Here is a 23940-nt window from a genome sequence, read left to right as displayed (position 1 = left end):
CGCTCCCGCCTTCTGTAATTCCCTTGCGTTTTATTTTAAATTCTCCTCAAGCATGTCAAAGATATCGCCCATCTCGTCCATTCCAAGGTCTTCAGCACTGAAGTCGCTTGGCGTGAATTCCTTCTCTTCTTTTTCCGTACAATGGCGGATCAGCATCAGAAGATTTTCTTTAAACCGTTCCATTTGCTCCTCGACTGTAGCTCTTTCAAACTCCTTCTCATTGTAGGAGCAAGAAAGCACAAACCGGCTGTTTCTGACCATGCCGCTGAAGCTTAAAGCGTACAGTGCTTCTGATTCCTCGCTTACTTGGCGCCCCATATCGAAAGCGGACGGCTCAAAGAAGTCGGTTTTTACCTCACTGTCGAATTGGCCTAAATAGTTGAAGCTGATCTCTGGCGTGAAGCCCTTTGTTTCCGCTGTTTCTGTGACATAACGGAGAATGCCGTAGCCAACACCTTTGTCCGGAATGCGGCGCAGGTTTTCTTTGACTGTTTTGATCACGGCTGAGGCATCTGCTTCAGACATGTCGAGCACAACAGGATATTGTGCCGTAAACCAGCCGACCGTTCTGGAGATATTCACATTCGGGATGATGTCCTCCCGTCCGTGTCCCTCCAGGTTAATGCCGATTTTGGCACCGTCTGTCCATTCTTTCATCGTTAAACCGAGCGCGCTGAGAAGAATATCATTGATCTCGGTTCCATATGGCTGATGAACATCCGTTAAGAGATGTTTAGTGTCCTCTTCCGTTAATTCACAAATTACAGATGATGTATGCTTGACGATCCGCTGCTCTGTTTCGTAGTCCTTCGGCACAGGAGAAACCTGTTCAGCGTCAATTTGCGACCAGTATTCAGCCTGCTGTAAAAGTTCTGCTGATTGGCTGAATGCCGCCAGTTCTTCCGCCCAATCCTTGAAGGAATTTGTTTTTTGCGGGAAGACAACGCTCCCTTCCTTTTCAGCCTGCACGTAGCCTGAAGCAAAATCTTCAAGCAAAATCCGCCATGATACGCCGTCGACCACGAGATGGTGTACAGCGATGAGCAGGTGATCGCCAGCTTCCGTACGGTATTGCTCCGCCTTCAGAAGCGGTCCGTTTTGCAGATCGAGACTGCTTTGCAGCCTTTCCGCAAGAATCTTGATCTGGCTTTTCAGCATCTCTTCATCAGTGCCGTACAGATCCACGATTTCGAAGCTGACCTTGCTTTCGCCGATTGGTTTGTATGCTTGAATGATCTCTCCGTCTTCCTCACGGTAGACCATACGGAGCGCGTCATGATGTTCGATCAGCGCCTGCAACGTTTTCTCCACCCGTTCAGGATCAAAGCCCTTCGCGGCGTGAAGCATCACTGATTGGTTCCAGTGGTGCTTGTTCGTGAAGTTCTTTTCAAAGAACCAGCGCTGAATCGGCGTCAGAATGACTTCGCCCTCCACAGGCCCTTGGTCTGCCTGTTTGCCTTCGGCACGCTCCACGTATTGGGTCAGCTCCTCGATCGTCGGATGCTGGAAGAGATCTTTCATTTCCAGCTTCCAGCCGTGCTGGTTCAAGCGGCTCGCCATTTGGATTCCTTTGATGGAATCTCCGCCGAGTGAGAAGAAATTGTCGCTGACACCGATCTCCGAAATGCCGAGCACGTCCTGCCAGATGCCGGCAAGCAGCTCTTCCATATCCGTTGTCGGCGCTTTGTATTCTCCGCTTCCCGCTTCGATGTCCGGCTCAGGCAAGGCTTTGCGGTCAACCTTTCCATTTGCCGTAACTGGAAGCTCGTTCAGCGTCACCCAGAACGCCGGAATCATGTAGTACGGCAGGGTTTCTTTCAACGAAGACTTTAATGCTTCTATGTCAGCTGTTTCCGGTGTGACGTACGCCGCGATCGCTGTATTGCCGCCTTTATCTTTGACAGCTGTTACCGCCGCATCCTGCACCTCAGAAAGCTGGGCGAGCTGGACTTCGATTTCTGAGAGCTCGATCCGGTAGCCGCGGACCTTGACCTGCTGGTCGATCCGGCCGATGTATTCGATGCCGCCGTTCACCCATTTCACCAAATCGCCGGTGCGGTACATGCGTTCACCCGGCACAAACGGATCAGCGACAAACCGCTTCGCGGTTTCGTCTTCTTTATTCAGATAGCCTCGCGCCAATCCGCGTCCCGCCACGCAAAGCTCTCCGGCTACACCTTCCGGCTGTACCTGATTGCCCTCGCCAAGAATGTACACTCTCGTATTGGCGATCGCCTGCCCGATGGAAAGCGAGCCTTCCTCCGGATTGATCTCTGTACTTGTGGCAACGACCGTATTTTCAGTCGGCCCGTAGTTGTTAACGAGCGTGTACGGCTGTTTCACGGCACGCTTCAGTTTGTCTCCGCCTGTCAGCAATACGCGGAGTGATGTGTTCTCAAGCTCCATGAACTGTTCCGCCAGCTGTGTCGGCAGGAAGGTGATCGTTACGCCGTTCGTTTCGAAATAGTCGTTCAGGCGAACGATATCAAGTCGGATGGCTTCATCTATGACGTGAAGCTCGGCGCCGATCGTCCAGGTCGGGAACATCTCCCAAATGGAGGCGTCGAATCCGAAGCCCGCGTACTTCGCACTGCGGTCCTCCGCTGTCATGCTGAACGCGTCGTGGTGCCAGAAGCACAGGTTCACAAGCGCATGGTGCTCGACCATGACACCCTTCGGCTGTCCGGTCGTTCCAGACGTGTAAATCATGTACGCCAGGTTCTCGGCGTTTGTATCCGTCTCTGGATTTTCCTCATCGTTTTCATCAAGCGGCAGGCTCAGAATCGTACGGTTGCCATCAAGAAGAATGACCTCTCCCGTATAGCTGTCCGGCACTGCGATGCCTTCCTGTTTCAAGAGAAGCTTCGCACCGCTGTCTTGTAAAATATAGTCAATCCGCTGATCCGGATAGTCAGGATCAATCGGTACAAGCGCCGCTCCCGCCTTTAAGACGCCGAGCACCGCGGCGGACATTTCCAGCGACGGCTTCGTGAGAACGCCGACGCGCTCATCCGGGCTGATACCGCAGTCGATCAGAATCCGGGCAAGACGGTTCGCCTTCGCATTCAGCTCGCCGTACGTCCACGACTGGCCGTTATATGTAACAGCCGGGCGGTCTTTGTGGCGCTGGGCAGTCTCTTCGAATAGCTGATGAACGGTTTTGTCTGTCGGCACAGGCAGCGTTTTGCCCGTCCATGCCTCGAGAAGCGTTTGTTTTTCTGGTTCAGTGACGAGTGACAGGCTGGAAAGCGGCTGGTTCGGATTTTCCGCGACAGCTTTTAGTAAACGCAGAACGTATTCGCTCCATTTCTCAGCCGTTTCTTTTGAGAACAGATCAGTCGCATATTCGAGCTGCAGACCGATGCCGTTTTCATCAGTGAATCCGCCTAATGTCAGATCAAACTTAGACGTTCCCTGATGGGACTCGTAAGGTGAAATGCTTAGATTCTGCAATGTAAGCTGTTCTTTATCAGGATTTTCTGTCGTCACCATCACGTTAAACAATGGATTTCGGCTCATATCCCGAGGGAGATCAAGCTGATTGACTAAGTCCTCAAACGGATATTCCTGATGCTCCAGCGCTGACAGGTTCGTCTGCTTCGCTTGCTCCAAGAGCTCTGCAAATGTTTGCTGTTCTTCCGCTTCCATTCTTAAGGCAAGCGTATTGACGAACATTCCCGGCATGTCTTGGACATCAGCATTCATCCGGCCGGCAGTAACGGAGCCGATGACGATATCCCGCTGTCCGGAAATTTTGCTTAAAAAGACGTGGAAAACAGCGTGAAGCACCATGTGCAAGGTCGTTCCGGTTTCTGCGAGCAGTTTTTCTACCGCCTTTGCCGTCTCGCTTCCCGTACGGAAACGGACCGTGTCCCCTTTAAAGCTTTGCACAGGCGGACGGGCGTAATCGAGCGGAAGATCAAGCTCCGGCAGCTCGCCTGAAAGAACCGAGAGCCAGTACGCCTCATGCTCCTTCATCCGTTCCTTTTGCTCAGCTTCATTTTGCCAAACGGCGAAATCCTTATAATGAAGCGCCGGCTCTGGAAGCTGCTCTCCTTTGTAAAGCAGCGCCAATTCTTTTACAAAAATGCCTCTTGATACCCCGTCTGCGATGATGTGATGCATATCTAAAAGCAGCAAATGTTTTTTCGCTTCTATGCGAAGCAATGCTGCTCGAATGAGCGGTGCGCCGTTTAAGTCGAATGGCCGGATAAAGTCCTTGATCTTTTGTTCCGCTTCATCTTCTTTCGCTTCAAACACATGAAGATCAATCGCCGCCTTCTCAATAATGCGCTGAACAGGCTCACCGTTTGCTTCCATAAATGATGTCCGCAATGGCTCGTGGCGGTTTACAAGCTGATTGAGTGAGTCGCGCAGACGTGAAATATCAAGCTCGCCTTCCATCAGAAGAACAGATGGCATATTGTAGCTGATCGTCTGCCGGTCAAGCTGATTCAGTACATACATCCGTTTCTGCGCGGATGACAGTGGGTACATCTCCTGTTTGTCAGCCGGTTTGAGCACGTGATGGCCGCCTGAAACTGACGATACCTCCATGCAAGCCGCAAGCTGGCGAACAGTCGGCTGCTCGAACAGCGCTTTAAGCGGTACGGTTTTCTCCAATTCAGCCTGAATGTTGGCAATGAGCATCATCCCTTTTAATGAATGGCCGCCTAAATCAAAGAAATTGTCGTCGATGCCGATCGCTTCTATGCCAAGCGTTTTCTTCCAAATGCGGCATAGGCTCTCTTCAAGCTCTGTTTCCGGTGCGGCTGAGGTCCTGCGTCCGGATTGTTCCGTGTTCGGCTTCGGCAATGCGTTTCTGTCGGTTTTCCCGTTTGCCGTCAGCGGAATGGCGTCCACCTGCACAAAGAAAGCAGGAATCATATGAGACGGCAGTGTTTGTGAAAGCTGGTTGCGGAGCACTGCTTTTTCAATGGCTTGATCCGCCGTATAATACGCACAAAGCTCTTGAAGCCCGCCCTCGGAAACTGCTAGTACAACCGCTTCTTGAATTCCGCTGAGGCTGAGCATGACCGTTTCAATTTCTTTCGGCTCAATGCGATAGCCGCGGATTTTCACCTGATCATCAGCCCGGCCGATAAATTCAAGCGTACCGTTAGAAAGTCTCCGTACGACATCACCGGTTTTGTACATGAGACTGCCCGGCGAATATGGATTTTCAACAAATCTCTCGGCTGTCAGCTGAGGCCTGTTGAGATATCCTCTAGCAAGCCCCTGTCCCGTGATATAGAGCTGGCCGCTCGTCCCCGGAGGCACAAGCTTTAACGCCTCATTTAAGACAAGCGCACCGGCATTCGCAATCGGCTGCCCGATTGTCGGGCGTTGCGCGAATGCATCCGGTTCAGACAGATTAACCCGTCCGGCGATGGCGCCGATTGTTGCTTCAGTCGGGCCGTAATGATTGATAAATTCGGTATGTCCATACATCTTGCGGAAGGCCAGAACATCATTCGGGATGATTTTTTCTCCTCCCAAGACGATCAAGCGCAAGGATTCAAAGTTTGGCCCTTTTGTAAAGCTGGCCGTGTTCACCACCGTATGGAACAGAGACGGTGTCAGTTTGATATATGTGATCCCGTGTTCCTTGATATAACGCCCCATTTCATCCGGCGCCGTATAGGTTTCCTTCGGCACGATGTGGAGCTCGCCCCCTGCCAGAAGCACAGGGAACATGCTCGTATAGCCTAGGTCGAATGCGTAAGACGAAAGCAATACAGTTTTATCGGTTTCCTTCAGGCCCGCCTCTTCACTAAACCAAGAAACATAGTTTGTCAGATTGCGATGCTCGATCTGCACGCCCTTCGGCTTCCCGGTCGTACCGGACGTATAAATGACGTATGCAAGATTGCGAGATCCGGAGATCGGAGAGGGGCGCTCCTTACTCTCATTTCTCCATTTTGCATCATCAAGGTTGATGATTGTCCCTTCATATTGCCCAATGGCCGTCATGTTTCTTTCGTTCACGACCGCAATTCTTGCACCGCTGTCCTCTAATGAATAACGGATTCGTTCCTCAGGCGTATCAGGATCAATCGGCAGGAAAGCCGCCCCCGCTTTCATGACACCAAGAATCGATACCATAACCTCAGCTGACCGATCCATGACAATTGCGACGATGTCTTCACTTCCTGCCCCTTGCGCACGAAGATGATGCGCCAGCTGGTTCGCCTGTTCATCAAGCTCGCGATAGGTCAGCAGATTTCCCCCAGACCTCACCGCAGAATGATCAGGTGTTTGCTGGGCCTGTTCTTCGAAAAGAGCTGCAAAGGTTGCTTCAGTAATTTGAGTCATATGTCTTTCTTCAAGCAAAGCAGCCGTTTCTGCTGGGGAAAGCAGGTCTACATCAGACAGCCGAACGTTCGGATTAGCTGCGGCCGCTTTGATGATATTGACAAAGTGGCTGCTCCAGCGCCGAATCGTCTCGTCCTTAAACAGGGCAGTCGCATAGTCAAAGCTCAGGCCGATATCCTCTTCTCGCTCGACCGCTTCCAAGGAGAGATCAAATTTCGCCACGTGATGAAGCATGGAGTATGAAGAAATCTTCAAATCTCCTAATCTCAATGATGGAATCTCCATGTTCTGCATATTGAACATCACGCTGAACAGCGGACTTCGGCTTGTATCCCTTGTAAGCGGAAGCTTTTCAATCAGCTCCTCAAGGGGATAGCTCTGGTGCTCGAATGCTTGAAGGCTTGCTGTTTTGACTTCTTCAAGGAATTGCGCAAAGGTTTTATCTCCCGCAGGCGCCGTTCTTAGTGCGACCGTGTTGACAAACATCCCCGGCACACCTTGCAGATCAGGATGTGTTCTTCCCGCAGTCGGCGAGCCGACAATGATATCGTCCTGTGACGCGTACTTAGAAAGGAGTACATTGAACGCCGCCAGCAAAAACATATACATTGTCGTATCCGTTTCTGCCAAGAGTGACTTGATTTGAGCCGACATCTGTTTATCAAGCCCAAACATCACGCGCTCTCCAGCAAAGCTCCGTTCAGCAGGCCGCTCGAAATCCGTCGGAAGATCAAGAATCGGCAGCTCCCCTTTAAAGGTATCGAGCCAGTATGCCTCATCCTTTTGATGATCAGCATGTTCTTTATGCCAAACAGCGTAATCTTTATAGTGAATTTGCGGCTGCTCAAGATCAGCGCCTTGATACATTTTGGCGAGATCACCGATCAGAATGCCTGTTGAACTGCCGTCAGTAATGATATGGTGCATATCAATCAGCAGCAGGTGGCGTTCTTCTTCAAGCTGGACAAGCTTCGAACGGACGAGCGGCGCGCGGTTTAATTCAAACGGCTGAATGAACGCTTTGATCATTTCCTCCGCGTCTTCTTCCCGTCCCTTGGCAGCCTCCAGCTGGAACGATATGTTTTTATGAACGGTTTGTATAACTTCTCCGTCGATCATGTCAAACGATGTACGAAGGATTTCGTGCCGGTTGATTAATTGCTGAATCGCTTTTTCAAGCCGGTCTTTATCTACTTCTCCCTCCAGCAAAAGTACAGCGGGGACATTGTAGCTTGTGTTTGCTTGTCCAAGCTGATTGAGGATATACATTCTCCGCTGGGCCGGGGATACAGGATAATGCTGCTGATAAGGTGCTTGCCTGATCGGTTCAAACGTCTGCTCCTCCTTGCTTTCATTCTCGTCCAAATACAGCGCCAGTTCTTGAATGGTCGGCTTTTCAAAGAGCACTTTAATCGGTACTTCCTTATGAAAATGCTCCTGGATTTTCGCCGTCATCATCATCGCTTTCAAAGAATGACCGCCGATCATAAAGAAGTTATCGGTAACGCCTGCTTTGACGCCGAGTATCCCTTCCCAGATCTCCGCTAATTTCTTTTCACTCTCTGTTTCTGGTGCTGCGTACTCCGGCTGCACGGCTTCTGATTGAGGCGCAGGCAGTTCTTTTTTGTTGATTTTTCCGTTTGGCGTGAGCGGCAGGCTGTCCATCTGAATCAAATGGGCAGGAACCATATAGTCAGGCAAAGACTGAGACAGCGTTTTTCTTAGCCAGCTCACAGACACTTCACGGTCCGCCGTAAAGTACGCGCAAATTTCATTTTCATCTGCTTTGTTCTTGCGGATGATCACCGCAGCCTCTGTCACATGCTCTGCCATGTTCAGTTTTGTTTCAATTTCGCCAAGCTCAATTCGGAAGCCGCGCACCTTCACTTGATTGTCGATTCTTCCTAAAAATTCGATATTGCCGTCCGGCAGCCATCTCGCCAAGTCGCCAGTGCGATAAATCCTTTCATCCGGTCTGAACGGATCTTCAAGAAATTGCTTCTCCGTCAGCTCAGGAAGATTGACATATCCTCGCGCTACCCCGATTCCTCCGACGCACAGCTCGCCAGGCGCGCCAATTGGCTGCAGACGCTGCTGCTCATCCATGATGTAGGCAGTCGAATTTCCGATAGGCTTCCCGATTGGAATAGAGCCGCTAAACTCACGGTCGATCAGAAAACTTGTTGAAAATGTCGTGTTTTCTGTCGGGCCGTATCCGTTCCACAACGAAAGCGACGGCGATGCCTGCTTCACTTTGCTGACAATATGCGGCACGAGCGCATCTCCGCCGATGATTAAATGGCGGAGTGTGCCGAACATGCCGGCATCCTTTGCAGCAAGCTGGTTGAATAAAGGTGATGTCAGCCACATGGTCGTGATTCTCTGCTCACGCAGGAATGCCGCAAATTGTTTTGCATCAAGCAGCGTCTCTTTTTTGACCGGATAAAGCGCTGCGCCATTCAGCAGTGCGCCGAATACCTCAAACGTGCCGGCATCAAAGCTGACAGCTCCCGTTTGCGCCATGCGGTCCTCCTCATGAACAGGAACGTAACCGGCATTTTTGACGAGACGAAGAATACTTTTATGTTCAATCATGACGCCTTTCGGTTTGCCCGTCGAACCAGATGTATACATGATGTATCCCAAATCAGACGGTGCGGAAGGCAGATTGAGATTGTCAGCAGCTTCGCACTCTTCAAAGCCGATGTCCAGTGTAAGAACCGGCACTTGCAGCTGATGCGCCTGCTCTGTATAAGACTTTCCGGCCAATACCATCCGAATCGAGCTGTCCTCCGCCATGAAACGAAGACGATCCACAGGAAGTGCGGGATCAAGCGGCACATAGGCGGCGCCTGTTTTTAAAACAGCCAGCATGCCGACAACGGTTTCTGCTGAGCGGTCGTTCATAATCGCGGCTGTTTCCCCTTTTTGAAGACCTTGTTCGACAAGCTTTCTCGCCAGACGGTTTGCCGCTGTATTCAGCTGACGGTATGTCAGCTCGGCTCCTTCATATACGACGGCAGTGCTTGCCGGTGTTCGCTGCGCTTGCTCTTCAAACACTTGATGAACGGCCATTCCTTCTGGAAATTCGGCTTTCGTCTGGTTAAACACCTCGACAATTTGTCGCTGCTCTTCGTCTCCCACAAGCCCGTACTCACGGACAAAAGCGTCCGGCTGATCGACAGCCGCTTCCATCATGCGGGTAAGGTGCTCCGCTGCCCGTTCGATAAAAGCAGAATCAAAGGCGGCACCGTTATATTTGATTTTGACAGTCCACGTTTTGCCTGGATACACAATCAGATTGAAATCGAAGCTCGTTTGCTCAAATGCGCTTTCTACCTTGATAGAAAATCCGAGGCGGTCTTCCATGCTGCCGTTTTCAAGCTCTTGGTCAAGCGGATAATTTTCAAACGCGACCAGATGGTTCAAGAGATTGCCATCAAGAGCTGAGCGTTTTTGAATCTCATAGAGCGGCACGTAATCGTAGCGCTCCGCCTCAACTGCATGCTGCTGAACAGCTGAGAAAATATCAGCGAAAGCAGCATCACGATCAACTTTTACCCGCACCGGAATGGTGTTGATAAACAGTCCTGCCATCGTTTCAATCCCGTTGATTTCAGATGGCCGGCCTGATACGACCGTGCCGAAGACAACGTCATTCGTAAAGTTGTATTTGCTGAGAACAATGCCCCAAACGGCCTGAAACAGGTTAGGTCCTGTCACTTGATGGCGGTTTGCGGTTTGCTGAATGCGGGCAACCAGTTTTTCGTCCCATGTAAATGAATATTCTTTGTTAACGTATTCGTCTTTTTTCTCAAGCAGGCGGCCCGGGAGCACGCTCGGCTGTTCAAAACCAGCCAAGCGTTCGCTCCAGTAGCTCTCCGCTTCTTCATTGTCCTGTTTTCCAAGCCACTTGATGTAGTCGGAATAAGGCTTTCCCTGACCGTTTGCCGGTGTTCGGCCTGCTCTGAGCGCTTCGTAATTTTGGAACAGGCTTTTCATGAGTACGCCCATGCTCCAGCCGTCCATCATAATATGATGATTACTCCAGACAAGATACAGCTGATCTGCATCAAGACGGAAAACCGCCACCTTGAACAGCATGTCTTTTGCCAGGTTAAAACCTTGGCGCTGCACGTCTTGTTTATAACGCTCAATATGCTCTTTCTGGCGGTTTTGGTCCGCATGACTAATATCTTCATAGTGCACCTTTGTTTTGCGTTCCGCTAACACGACCTGACGCGGTTTTTGCAGCTGCTGATGCACAAATACCGTACGGAGAATATCGTATGACCGAATCAGTTCATTGACGCTTTTCTCAAAGATTTCAAGATCAAAAGCACCGTGAATTCCAAGCTCTAATTGTGTAAAATACGAGGATGAATGCGGATCAAGCATCGCATGATACAGCATTCCCTCCTGCATCGGTGTCAGTGCGTACACCTTTTGAATCGATTTTTTGCTCATATGCCACCTCTATTAGAAAATTTCCATTAATTTATCCAGTTCATCCAGCGTCAAATCGTCGTCGCCAAGGTCACTCGGCGTCAGTTCCGTTCCATCTTGAGATAGGCAATGTTCAATGATTCTGAGAAGATGGGCTTTAAAGCTGTCGCTGAATGTCTTTATCGTTTTTTCATGAAATTCAAGAGAATGATAGGCCATTGACATCGTCAGTTTTCCGTTTTCAATGTATCCGACAACATCGAGCGCATTCGGTTTTTCTGTTTCCGGGCTTAACGACTGTCCTGACGGCAGCTCTGATCTCTTGAACAAGCCTGCATCCGACATGTCATCGAACTGTCCTAAGTAGTTAAAGCTGACATCCGGCTGAATCGAGAACGCCACATCTTCTTTATGTTCCGGCGCCGTCAAATAGCGGAGAATGCCGTACCCGACTCCCTTATTCGGTACATGTCTGATATCTTCTTTCATTTGCTTCAGCTGGTAGCCCAGATCATCCGTATGCTTCATATCGAGCACCATCGGGTACATACTCGTAAACCAGCCGACTGTCCGGGAAATGGTCAGGTCTTCTATGATTTCTTCACGTCCATGCCCCTCTAAATGAACACTTACTTGATCCTGACCTGTCCACTCCTTCATCGCCAATCCGAATGCTGTCAGTAAAATATCATTCATTTCTGTGTGATATGCCTCATGCACCTTTGTGGTGAGCTGTTCTGTTTCTTCAGCAGTCAGCGAAAATTCGATTGTCTTTGTATGTTTCATTCGCTGATCACCAGATTCGCGATCCTTCGGAAGCTTCGCCGCGACAGTTTGTTCTTCAAGCTGTCTCCAATACTCTTTTTCTTTCAAAAAGGCTTTGGAATTCGCGAAGTCTTGTAATCTCTCTGCATACTCCGCAAATGAATGTGTTTTCTGCGGGAGAACCGGTTCATTGCTTTGCTCAAGCTGTGTATATACCGCGGCGAAATCCTCCAGTAAAATCCGCCACGACACGCCGTCAACCACTAAGTGGTGAATGGCAAGAAGCAAATGGTCTCCGTCTTCCGCTTGGAACAAGCCTGCTTTTAACAAGCCGCCTTCCTGCAAGTCGATGCTGCTCTGCAGCCGTTCCGCTTCTCTCTCTATGCGGTCTTCATGATCTTTTGCTTGGCCCTCGATTTGGATGATCTCCAATTGAGCTGAAGCAGCTTCAAGTCCTCTGTTGTATTGAACGACCTCTTTCGTTCCCTCACGATAAACCATGCGGAGCGCGTCATGGTGCTCGATCAGTGCCTGCAATGTTTTCTCCACCCGTTCAGGATCAAAGCCCTTCGCGGCGTGAAGCATCACTGATTGGTTCCAGTGGTGCTTGTTCGTGAAGTTCTTTTCAAAGAACCAGCGCTGAATCGGCGTCAGAATGACTTCGCCCTCCACAGGCCCTTGGTCTGCCTGTTTGCCTTCGGCACGCTCCACGTATTGGGTCAGCTCCTCGATCGTCGGGTGCTGGAAGAGATCTTTCATCTCCAGCTTCCAGCCGTGCTGGTTCAAGCGGCTCGCCATTTGGATTCCTTTGATGGAATCTCCGCCGAGTGAGAAGAAATTGTCGCTGACACCGATCTCCGAAATGCCGAGCACGTCCTGCCAGATGCCGGCAAGCAGCTCTTCCATATCCGTTGTCGGCGCTTTGTATTCTCCGCTTCCCGCTTCGATGTCCGGCTCAGGCAAGGCTTTGCGGTCAACCTTTCCGTTTGCCGTAACTGGAAGCTCGTTCAGCGTCACCCAGAACGCCGGAATCATGTAGTCCGGCAGGGTTTCTTTCAACGAAGACTTTAATGCTTCTATGTCAGCTGTTTCCGGTGTGACGTACGCCGCGATCGCTGTATTGCCGCCTTTATCTTTGACAGCTGTTACCGCCGCATCCTGCACCTCAGAAAGCTGGGCGAGCTGGACTTCGATTTCTGAGAGCTCGATCCGGTAGCCGCGGACCTTGACCTGCTGGTCGATCCGGCCGATGTATTCGATGCCGCCGTTCACCCATTTCACCAAATCGCCGGTGCGGTACATGCGTTCACCCGGCACAAACGGATCAGCGACAAACCGCTTCGCGGTTTCGTCTTCTTTATTCAGATAGCCTCGCGCCAATCCGCGTCCCGCCACGCAAAGCTCTCCGGCTACGCCTTCCGGCTGTACCTGATTGCCCTCGCCAAGAATGTACACTCTCGTATTGGCGATTGCCTGCCCGATGGAAAGCGAGCCTTCCTCCGGATTGATCTCTGTACTTGTGGCAACGACCGTATTTTCAGTCGGCCCGTAGTTGTTAATGAGCGTGTACGGCTGTTTCACGGCACGCTTCAGTTTGTCTCCGCCTGTCAGCAATACGCGGAGTGATGTGTTCTCAAGCTCCATGAACTGTTCCGCAAGCTGTGTCGGCAGGAAGGTGATCGTTACGCCGTTCGTTTCGAAATAGTCGTTCAGGCGAACGATATCAAGCCGGATGGCTTCATCTATGACGTGAAGCTCGGCGCCGATTGTCCAGGTCGGGAACATCTCCCAAATGGAGGCGTCGAATCCGAAGCCCGCGTACTTCGCACTGCGGTCCTCCGCTGTCATGCTGAACGCGTCGTGGTGCCAGAAACACAGGTTCACAAGCGCATGGTGCTCAACCATGACACCCTTCGGCTGTCCGGTCGTTCCAGACGTGTAAATCATGTACGCCAGGTTCTCCGCGTTTGTATCCGTCTCTGGATTTTCCTCATCGTTTTCATCAAGCGGCAGGCTCAGAATCGTACGGTTGCCATCAAGAAGAATGACCTCTCCCGTATAGCTGTCCGGCACTGCGATGCCTTCCTGTTTCAAGAGAAGCTTCGCACCGCTGTCTTGTAAAATATAGTCAATCCGCTGATCCGGATAGGCAGGATCAATCGGCACAAACGCCGCTCCCGCCTTTAAGACGCCGAGCACCGCGGCGGACATTTCCAGCGACGGCTTCGTGAGAACGCCGACGCGCTCATCCGGGCTGATACCGCAGTCGATCAGAATCCGGGCAAGACGATTCGCCTTCGCATTCAGCTCCCCGTACGTCCACGACTGGCCGTTATATGTAACAGCCGGGCGGTCTTTGTGGTGCTGGGCAGTCTCTTCGATTAGCTGATGAACGGTTTTGTCTGTCGGCACAGGCAGCGTTTTGCCCTTCCATGCGTCTAGAAGCGTTTGTTTTTCTGTTTCAGTGACAAGTGATAGGCTGGAAAGCGGCTGGTTCGGATTGCCGGTGACTGCATCTAGAAGCTGCATCCAGTATTGCTTCCATCGTTCGATTGTTTCAGGTTTAAACAGCGCTGTATTGTATTCAAGTACGAACGTAAGCCCTCCGTCCGTTTCGTCAGCCGTCAGTGTGATGTCAAACTTGGCCGTTTTCCGTTCAAACGGATGCGGCTCCAGCTGAATCCCTTTCATCGTTAGATCCTTGATATTCGCATTTTGCATCGAAAATACTGCGTCGAATAACGGATTTCTGCTCGTGTCACGCTGAACCTGTACGTTTCCGATCAGGTCCTCAAGCGGATAATCCTGCGCTTCAAAAGCATTGAGCGCGGTTTCTTTCACTTCGCTAAGATAGTCAGCAAACGTCTTTTCACCTTTCGGATACGTTCGCAGCGCCAACGTATTGACGAACATTCCGATGACGCGGCTGACGTCAGCTTGGGATCGTCCGGCTACCGGTGAACCGACGATGATATCGTGTTGTCCGCTCAGTTTTGATAAAAACGCACTGTATGAAGCCAGAAGCACCATGTACAGTGTTGAATCCGTTTCTTTTGCTAGTCTGCGCAGAGCATCAGCTTTTCCTGCTTCTAATGAAAATGCAATGCGGTCTCCCTCAAATGTTTGAACCGCAGGCCGGCTATAGTCAGTCGGTAGCGTCAGCACCGGCAACTCTCCGTCCAGCTCCTTCAGCCAATGCTCCTCTTGTTTCTTGTAAAGCTCAGACTGAATGAACTGCTGCTGCCACACGGCATAATCCTTATATTGAATGCGGAGCGGCTCAAGGGTTTCTCCGTCGTACAGCTTCGAAAGTTCCTCAATCAGCACACCGACAGACGCACCATCAGAAATAATATGATGCATATCGAACAGCAGCACATGCTCAGTGTCTGAATGCTTGATCAGACCCATTCTGAACAGCGGGAGCCGATCAATTTTGAAAGGCCTGATAAACTCAGAAACGATCCGCTCTGTCTCTTCTTCTGCGGCTTCGAAATATGCCATCTCACAATCAGCTTCTTCCCAGATCCGCTGCACCGTTTCTCCATCTTTTATTTCAAACGTGGTTCTAAAGGCTTCATGGCGCTGCATTAACTGCTGCATGACGCTGTTAAGCCTTTCAACATCAAGCTCACCTGTCAGGCGCAGAACCGCCGGCATGTTATAGCTCGTTTGCGCTCCTTCAAGCTGCTGGAGCACGTACATCCGTTTTTGCGGTGAGGAAACAGGATACGAATCTTGTTTCTTAGCCGGGCTGATGCTGATGGCTGTCCCTTTTTCAGCAGAGGCAATTACCTGTGCTAGGCCCTCAACCGTAGGTGACTGGAAGAGATCTTTGAGTGACAGCTCAACACCCAGTTCCTGATGAACTAAGGCAAGCATCTTCATCCCTGCTAATGAATGTCCGCCGATGTCAAAGAAGTGGTCATAAACGCCGACCTGTTGAACCTGAAGCACCTGCGCCCAAATGTCTGCGAGTTTTTGTTCCGTTTCATTGCGAGGCGCAACATATGAAACACCTCTTGAGACGCTGGCATCAGGAAGCGGCAGCGCTCTCCGGTCGATTTTTCCGTTCCCGGTCAGCGGCAGCTCGTCCATTTGGATAAACACCGCAGGAACCATATAAGCGGGCAGGTCCTTTGCCGCATGTTCTCTCAGCTCTTGAGATGAGATTTCTCCCTCTCCGACAAAGTACGCGCAGAGCAGCTTGTCTCCCGCTCCTTGATCAACAGCAAGCACAACAGTCTCCTGCACGCGGTCATGGGTTTGCAGCTGATGTTCGATTTCTCCAAGCTCGATGCGCTGTCCGCGGATTTTCACCTGATGGTCGATCCGCCCGATAAATTCGATATCGCCACTCGGCAGCCATCTGGCGAGGTCACCCGTTTTATACATGCGTTCGCCGGACGTAAACGGATGCGGAACGAACTTCTCCTCAGTCAGTTCTGGACGGTTGTAATAGCCTTTCACGAGTCCTTCGCCGCTAACGCAAAGCTCCCCGGCGATCCCGGCAGGCTGCACGTGTCCCGCCCGGTCAAGGATGTATACTTCCGTATTGCTGACCGGTTTTCCAATCGGAACAGACAGTGTGTCCTCCTCCAACTCATCAACCGGATGATACGTCGCGAAAACCGTGCTTTCAGACGGCCCATACATGTGAAGGAGCTTGCCTTTTCCGACAATTTGCAAAGCTTTTCTTACATGCTCGACCGAAGCCCGCTCCCCACCGAACATAATCTTGCGCAGCGTTGACAAGCACGCCGGATTCAAGTCCACAAGCAGGTGGAACAAAGCAGTTGTAATCATAAGAATGCTGATGTTCTCCCGCTCAATAACGCGAGACAGGCGAGCCATATCCAAAACTGTTTCTTTCGGTATCAGTACAAGCTTGGCACCGTTTAACAAAGAACCGAACATATCAAACATAAACGCGTCAAACACGTAATTGGAAAGTCCGAGAATCGTATCCTGTTCTGTAATGTTGAGATAATTCGTTTCCTTCACCGTGCGCAGAATATTGGCATGTGTCACGATATTTCCCTTTGGTGTTCCTGTCGTTCCGGAAGTATACGTCAGGTTGGCCATCGCCGCTGAATGAAGAGGCAGTGCGAGATTTTGCGCATCGGCATGATAGCTTTCTTCCTCATCTGCAAGCACGATAATGCCGTCGAATTCTGCTTTTTCTGCTAAGGCCTTTAATTTTTTCTGCGTGAGAAGCACCTTTGCTCCGCTGTCACGGAAGAAATGCTGCATCCGCTGAGTCGGATGTTCCGGATCAATCGGAACATAAGCCGAGCCAGCTTTTAAAACTGCGAGGATCGACACAATCATGTCCATTGACCGCTCGCACAAGACTGCCGCTGTTCTGCCTTCGCCTGCCCCGAGAGAAAGAATGCCGCGCGCTAAACGATTGGCCCGTTCATTCAGCTCTCGATAGGTAAGTGATTTGCCTTCATATTGAAGTGCCGGATGGTCTGGCGTTTTCGCCGCTTGCTCTTCAAACAGCTGAACAATCGTTTTATCTTTCGGATAAGGAGTTCTGCCCGGGTTAAACTGCTGAATTTGCGATGCAGCCTCCTCTTCAGAAAGAAGCTTGTACTCAGAAATCTGTTTTTCAGGCTCAGCCGCAGCATCTTCAAGCAAACACGCAAAATGGTTGAGCAGCCTGTCAGCCGTGCTTTGTTTAAACAGCTTCGTGCTGTAGTCCAAATCAAGTTCAATGCCTACATCGGTCTCTCTCGCCTGTATCGTTAAATCAAATTTGGCAATCTTGAAGTTGGTCTCATGAACAGACACGGACAGATCGCCGACAGCCGGAATACCCTCTGTCGCATTTTGAAGACTAAACATCGTGTCAAACAGCGGATGTCTGCTTACATCACGCGGAATGTTCAAATCTTCAACAAGCCACTCAAACGGATAGTCCTGATGAGAAAAGGCATCCAGCACCTGTTTGCGGACACGGGTGATCAAATGGGTAAACGTCTCGTCCTGCTTCACTTCACTGCGAATCGCGAGCGTATTGACGAACATCCCGACAATACCCTCTGTATCGGAGTGGTTTCTGCCCGCAGACGGTGTGCCGACAATGATGTCATCCTGTCCCGTATACTTTGACAAAAGCGTATAGTAAGCGGACAGCATCACCATATACAGCGTGGCGCCATTTTGTTCAGCCAAACGATTTAAACGATCCTTTAATCCCGCATCCAGCTTGATTGATACCCGATCTCCATCAAAACTTTGAACAGGCGGTCTCGGGTAATCGGACAGAAGCTGAAGCACCGGAAGCTCACCCGCAAAGGCTTCCTTCCAATACGCCCGGTCCTTCTGGTACCCTTCAGCAGCCTGGCCGCTTTGCCACACAGCGTAATCCTTATATTGAAGACGAAGCTCAGGAAGCTGTTCGCCTTTGTATATCCGTGCTAACTCCTCCAAAATAATGCCGATGGACACACCGTCAGAAATCAAATGATGCATGTCAAACAGAAGCATATGACGGTTCTCTTCAAGCTCCATCAAGCCGATTCTGAACAGCGGTGCTTTCGCCAAATCAAATCTCCGGACGAATGAAGTCATAATTGCCTCATCTGAGCGGCCGCCTCTTTCAATCATCTCGATGTTGAAATCGACGCTGTCATGAATTTTCTGTCTCGGCGTACTGTTTTCAAGAATAAATGACGTTCTCAAAGACTCGTGGCGGCGGATTAACCCTTGAAATGCGTGCTCCAGCTTTTGAATCTCTAAAGGCCCTTCCAAAATCGCTGCCGCTGGCATGTTGTACCCAACACCCGCATCCTCGAACTGGCTGACGATATATGTTCGCTGCTGTGCTAAGGAAAGCGGGTAATGCTCCTGTTTTTCAGCAGGTTCAATCGCTGCAAATTCCCGGATTTCTCTGTGTTTGGCTTCCTCCGCAAGAGCCGCAATCGTCGGATGCTCAAACAAGTATTGAAGCGGAATGTCAGCGCCTGTTTCCTTATGAATCTTTGTTAAAAGCGTCATGGCCTTCAATGAGTGTCCGCCCGTTTCAAAGAAATTGTCAAAGATCCCCGCCTTCTCAACATTCAGCACGTCCTGCCAAATGGCTGCGATTGCTTTTTCCGTATCATTGCGCGGCGCGGTATAGGCCGTTCCGCTGACCGCCTTCACTTCTAATGCAAACAGCTTGCGGCGGTCCACTTTACCGCTTGGCGTGAGCGGAATTTCGGTCACTTCTGTGAAGTAAGCCGGCACCATATAGTCAGGAAGCTGTCTGGCCGCATGCTCCCGCAGGCTGGCCGGAGTAAATTCACTGCCAGTCTTCTGCACAACATATGCGCAAACCTCAAGATTTCCCTGTTCATCAGGACGTGCCAAAACAACGGCTTTCATAACGTCTGGCGCCTGCTGAATCACGGCTTCAATTTCTCCAAGCTCAATCCGGTATCCGCGGACTTTGACCTGGTCATCCTCTCTGCCTAAATATTCGATTGTTCCATCTGGCAGCCAGCGCACCACGTCTCCGGTCCGGTACATGCGATCGCTTGGCACAAATGGATCTTGTAAAAACTTCTCAGCCGTCAATTCAGGCAAATGTAAATAGCCTCGGCCAACACCGTCACCTGCGATATAAAGCTCGCCAGCCACGCCTTCCGGCTGCAGCCTGCCTTTTTGATCCAAAATATATAAGCGGTTATTCCCCAGCGCTTTCCCGATTGGCACATATGCTGATTGAACGGCACTCTCTGGGATAACCGGATGAACGGACGCGTCAACACACGTTTCAGTCGGCCCGTATACATTGGTCAAACGCGGTGCTGTGCCTGCTTCTTTAAACAGCTTCAGCAGCTTGTCCGCAACAACAGATGATAGGCCCTCTCCTCCGATCAGCATATGCTTCAGCTTAAGGCCTTCAAAATCGCCCGCCGCGATCAGCATTTGCAGATGGGCAGGTGTTCCGTCCGTCGCTTCAATGCTGTGCCTGCGATAATATGCAGCAAGGGCAGATCCGTTTGTCACTGTTTTCTTAGGTACGATATAAAGGGTTTGTCCCAAAAGAAGCGACGCGAAAATCTGCTTCACTGACGCATCAAAGTGGAACGGCGCAAGCAATGCCATCCGCAGTGTTTGGCTGCTGCTTTGATAAATCGTCTGCTGCAAAGATTCAACCAAGTGTTGAACCTGGCGATGCTCGATCATAACACCTTTCGGACGCCCGGTTGTTCCCGATGTGTAAATAATGTAGGCAAGGTTCCGTGCGTTCACACCTGCATTCAGGCTTTCGTCTGCACCTTCCGCAATCGCCTGATCAAAATCAATCAGTTCCGCATCGGCTGCAGGAGCCGCAACCTTCGATTCAGTCAGGATGAAGTCCGCACCGCAGTCCTCTAAAATATATTGAATGCGCTCCGCCGGAAAAGCGGGATCAATCGGCACATATGCCCCGCCGGCTTTTAAAATCCCCATGATAGACGTAATCATCCGTTCAGAGCGTTCGATTAGAACCGCGACAGGACTGTCCGGGCCAACTCCTTTCTGTTTCAGCACATTGGCGATGCGTGCAGATTGTTCATGTAACGTTTGATAGGACAATGTGCGATCTTCAAATACAACCGCTGGATAATCAGAAAGTTGCTCAGCCTGTTCTTGGAACAGCTCTGGAATCGTCATATCCTTACGATAGCTGACAGATTCACCGCCGGCCCTCGCAAGCAGCTTCTCTTTCTCCGCTTCAGCAATCAGCGTCAATTCATCAATTGCATCATCTGGATGCGATAACGCGTTCTCCAGCATCGTAATCATGCGTTCACAAACAATTTTGATTTCTTCACGTGAAAATAAATCAGTTCGGTAATCAAAATCAATGGTGAGTTTTCCAGTATCCCATCGATCCTTTACATGAATCGAGACATCATTTAATCCGCTGCCGCTGAAAATCGGCTCAGTCAAAAAGGCAAGATCCTCTTCTTTCTGCCACTGCATCACCTGATATTCAAGAGAAACCGTAAACAGCTTGGTCAGAGAGCTCTTTGTTTCACGTAAATCGTTGATCAGGAGGTTATACGGATACTTTTGGTGACGAAGCGTCTTCATGAGATCCTTCATCCGGTCTTTGACAAAATCTAAAAACGACTGGCCGCCGTCTACGTTTGTACGAAGCGGCACTGTCGAAACAAACATGCCAAACATCTGCTTCTCTTTCGCATTTGTCCGGTTGCCCATAAAGGTTCCCGTCACGACATCATTCTGGCCACTGATTCTGTACAAATAGGCAGCAAGCACCGATTGAAACACTGAAAGAACACTGACCTTGTTCGCCTCACAAAACGATAGGATCTGCTGATGAAGCGCTTCAGGCACATCCTTAGAGAACCTCTCAGCATCTAAACTTCCTCCTGCGGAAGTATTTCGTTTCAGGGAAACAAGTTCAGGCACCGATTCGAATTGCTTGTTCCAAAACGCCTTATCCTTTTCAAACCGCTTCGATTGAGCATAGTCCTGTTCAGATAAAACATGATCGATAAATGAATGCGAGATTCCTTCTTTTGTTTCTGAGCCGCCGGCTAATTCTAAATAAATGTGCATAATCGCATTTCCGAGAATATTCATAGAGATTCCATCAGAAATCACGTGATGAACATTTGCGTAAAACCACACTTCATTTTCCTTTATGGTGAATATGGAAAAACGGAATAAGTCACAATCGTACAGCGGTAAAGGTTTTTTCGTTTCCTCCCGGCTCCATTGTGAAATAGACTCAATCGCATTCGGATCTTCAGTGGTGTCAGTATGTTTTATATCAACAGGCCGATACTCGCTTATATATTGAACAGGCTCCCCGTTTTCATCGAGCCGCAAACGAAGGCGCATGGCGTCATTTCTGCGGATAAACTCTTGAATCGCCTGCTCAACAAGCACCCAGTCAACCTTATCAGTTGAAACCAGCTTACCAATCCCCGCAAGATTCGAAATACTAGTGTGAGGATAAAATTTTTCTGTATACCAAATTCGTTTTTGTGCATCCGTTAAAGGATAAAAAGTTATTTCCATATTGTCATACCTCCCCTAATCTTCAATAAGCAGTGAACATGTGCAGCGTGTTTTCCCTTTCTTATCCATAAAACTTTTAATCCTTATGAACTAAAAGCCAAAAAAGCCCAAAGTACTACACTTAAAAACCAGTGCATCCAAATAAAAAAAACAGATTGCCGCTATCAAAACGGGCTACCATCATCATTGCGGCGTTTAACATAAGCGGATAAAGACCGCAAGATCCCTCATCCCAACAGGAAACAAATTTGGCTATTTATTCATTGTTTTCAATATTTTTTACCTTGCTACCGTTCACTTTAAATGAAAAAAATGTTTTTATCACCGAAAAATGGGTGAAAAGTTTCATGCGGGATACCGAAAGATTCCAGTTTATTTACTGGGATATTTTTGCGGGATGCCGCAATAATTTCCACTAAACATTATTTACAGAAAAATAAAAATTTTCAAATCAGTCCAACCTAGTTAATCCTCTTTATTGTTGAAGCCATTTACAATCTTTACATGACATCTATTTACCGCGCAAAAACCGAAAAACAAGCAAAAAAAAGACACCCTTGCGAAGAGCGCCTTACAACGATTCCTTTATGACATTTCTGTCAATATCAATCAATTCCATATAGCCTTTCCCCCACTCATACATGGCATCAAGAATAGGCATGAGGCTTTCTCCTTGCGGGGTCAAGGAATATTCAACCTTCGGCGGGACAACCGGATACACTTCTCTGTGAACAATCATATCCTGTTCAAGCTCTCTCAGCTGGTTCACGAGGATCTTCTGCGTTATATCAGGAATCAAAGTTTTTAATTCATTGAACCGTTTTGTGCCTTCTTTTCCTAAATGCCACAAAATGAGCATTTTCCATTTACCGCCGATCACTGCAAGCGTTAATTCCTTCTCACAATTAAACCTTTTGTCGTCCATCCGGCTCAAAAGAAATCCCCCCTTAGTATACTTTTTGTATGTTAAATACGTATCATCACTTACTTACTTTTTTGCAGACTCCTTTTTATTATACTCACTCATAAAACCAAGCGAAAGAAATCTGATTGCCTCTCCTCACAGTATCCTCCAAGTAACTAGTTGACTTCAAAGTGCCTACTTCTCATCAAAAGAGGGAACCTATAGAATGAAAAATAATTCGAAAAAGGGAGTGGATCAACAATGGAATTACAGCTAGCATTAGACCTCGTAAACATCCCGGAAGCCATCGAGCTCGTCAAAGAAGTGGAACAATATATCGACGTGGTTGAGATCGGAACACCGGTTGTCATTAATGAAGGCCTCAGAGCCGTTAAAGAAATAAAAGAAACATTTCCGCAATTGAAGGTTCTAGCAGACCTGAAAATCATGGATGCCGGCGGATACGAAATCATGAAAGCGTCGGAAGCGGGCGCTGACATCATCACCGTTTTAGGCGCTACAGACGACGCAACGATTAAAGGCGCAGTAGAAGAAGCCAAAAAACAGAAGAAGAAAATCTTAGTTGATATGATTAACGTAAAAGATATTGAATCCCGTGCGAAAGAAATTGACGCACTCGGTGTTGACTACATCTGCGTCCACACTGGATATGATCTTCAAGCAGAGGGCAAAAACTCTTTCGAAGAATTAACGACAATCAAAAATACCGTAAAAAACGCAAAAACCGCAATTGCGGGGGGCATCAAACTTGATACACTTCCTGAAGTGATCAAACAAAAGCCTGACCTTGTCATTGTTGGGGGCGGAATTACAAGCGCAGCCGATAAAGCAGAAACGGCTTCAAAAATGAAACAGCTTATTGCCCAAGGATAACGTTATGAAAACGACTGAATACGTAACGGAAATTCTCAATGAGTTACACCGTTCAGCGGCTTATATTTCTGATGAAGAAGCTGATCAGCTTGCCGATCACATTCTTTCATCCAATCAAATTTTCACTGCGGGTGCGGGGCGTTCTGGCCTGATGGCAAAATCCTTCGCGATGCGATTGATGCACATGGGCTTCAACGCTCATATTGTCGGTGAGATTCTCACTCCGCCGCTCAGCGAAGGAGATCTCGTCATCATCGGCTCAGGATCAGGCGAGACAAAGAGCCTGATCCATACAGCAGCAAAAGCAAAAAGCTTACACGGGGTTGTTGCCGCTTTAACCATCAATCCAGAATCAAGCATCGGAAAACAAGCCGATCTCATCGTCAAAATGCCCGGTTCTCCTAAAGACCAGTCAAATGGAAGCTATAAAACCATACAGCCAATGGGGTCATTATTTGAGCAAACTTTGCTGCTGTTCTATGATGCAGTAATTTTAAAACTCATGGAGAAACAAGGGCTCGATTCTGATACCATGTTCACCCACCACGCAAACCTTGAATAGCGTCACACAACCGGCCTGGAGA

At 49.3% G+C, this 23940-nt stretch carries 5 protein-coding genes; 2 read left to right on the top strand and 3 right to left on the bottom strand.

Annotation, left to right across the window (positions count from 1 at the left end; all coding sequences use genetic code 11):
• Window positions 1-30 precede the first annotated feature (30 nt).
• From srfAB to hxlR, 3 genes are all read right to left on the bottom strand, one after another.
• Window positions 31-10782, bottom strand: coding sequence for a surfactin non-ribosomal peptide synthetase SrfAB (srfAB, locus tag GYO_RS44045; protein ID WP_014112619.1), 10752 nt, complete (start codon window positions 10780-10782; stop codon window positions 31-33).
• 12 nt (window positions 10783-10794) lie between these two features.
• Complete coding sequence (gene srfAA / locus GYO_RS24325; RefSeq protein ID WP_041520855.1) at window positions 10795-21558, bottom strand: surfactin non-ribosomal peptide synthetase SrfAA; 10764 nt, start codon at window positions 21556-21558, stop codon at window positions 10795-10797.
• A 571-nt stretch (window positions 21559-22129) separates the two neighbouring features.
• On the bottom strand, window positions 22130-22492 hold the full coding sequence (gene hxlR / locus GYO_RS24315; protein ID WP_014112618.1) for a transcriptional activator HxlR: 363 nt from the start codon (window positions 22490-22492) through the stop codon (window positions 22130-22132).
• A 231-nt stretch (window positions 22493-22723) separates the two neighbouring features.
• On the opposite strand from hxlR, the gene hxlA reads away from it, so the two are divergent.
• Window positions 22724-23356 (top strand): 3-hexulose-6-phosphate synthase, encoded by a 633-nt coding sequence (hxlA, locus tag GYO_RS24310; protein WP_014112617.1) that lies wholly within the window; start codon window positions 22724-22726, stop codon window positions 23354-23356.
• Window positions 23357-23360: 4 nt separating this feature from the next.
• The gene (gene hxlB / locus GYO_RS24305) at window positions 23361-23918 is read left to right on the top strand and encodes a 6-phospho-3-hexuloisomerase (protein WP_014112616.1); all 558 of its coding nucleotides are present in this window, start codon (window positions 23361-23363) and stop codon (window positions 23916-23918) included.
• The last annotated feature ends 22 nt before the right edge of the window (window positions 23919-23940 follow it).

It is taken from the genome of Bacillus spizizenii TU-B-10 (genome assembly GCF_000227465.1).
In the GTDB taxonomy this organism is placed as follows: domain Bacteria; phylum Bacillota; class Bacilli; order Bacillales; family Bacillaceae; genus Bacillus; species Bacillus spizizenii.
This window is presented reverse-complemented; position numbering and strand designations above follow the sequence as displayed.

Bases quoted from the DNA above. Each gene is read 5' to 3' on its own strand.
- srfAB (WP_014112619.1), bottom strand. From the start codon at position 10,782: ATGAGCAAAAAATCGATTCAAAAGGTGTACGCACTGACACCGATGCAG.
- hxlB (WP_014112616.1), top strand. From the start codon at position 23,361: ATGAAAACGACTGAATACGTAACGGAAATTCTCAATGAGTTACACCGT.
- srfAA (WP_041520855.1), bottom strand. From the start codon at position 21,558: ATGGAAATAACTTTTTATCCTTTAACGGATGCACAAAAACGAATTTGG.
- hxlA (WP_014112617.1), top strand. From the start codon at position 22,724: ATGGAATTACAGCTAGCATTAGACCTCGTAAACATCCCGGAAGCCATC.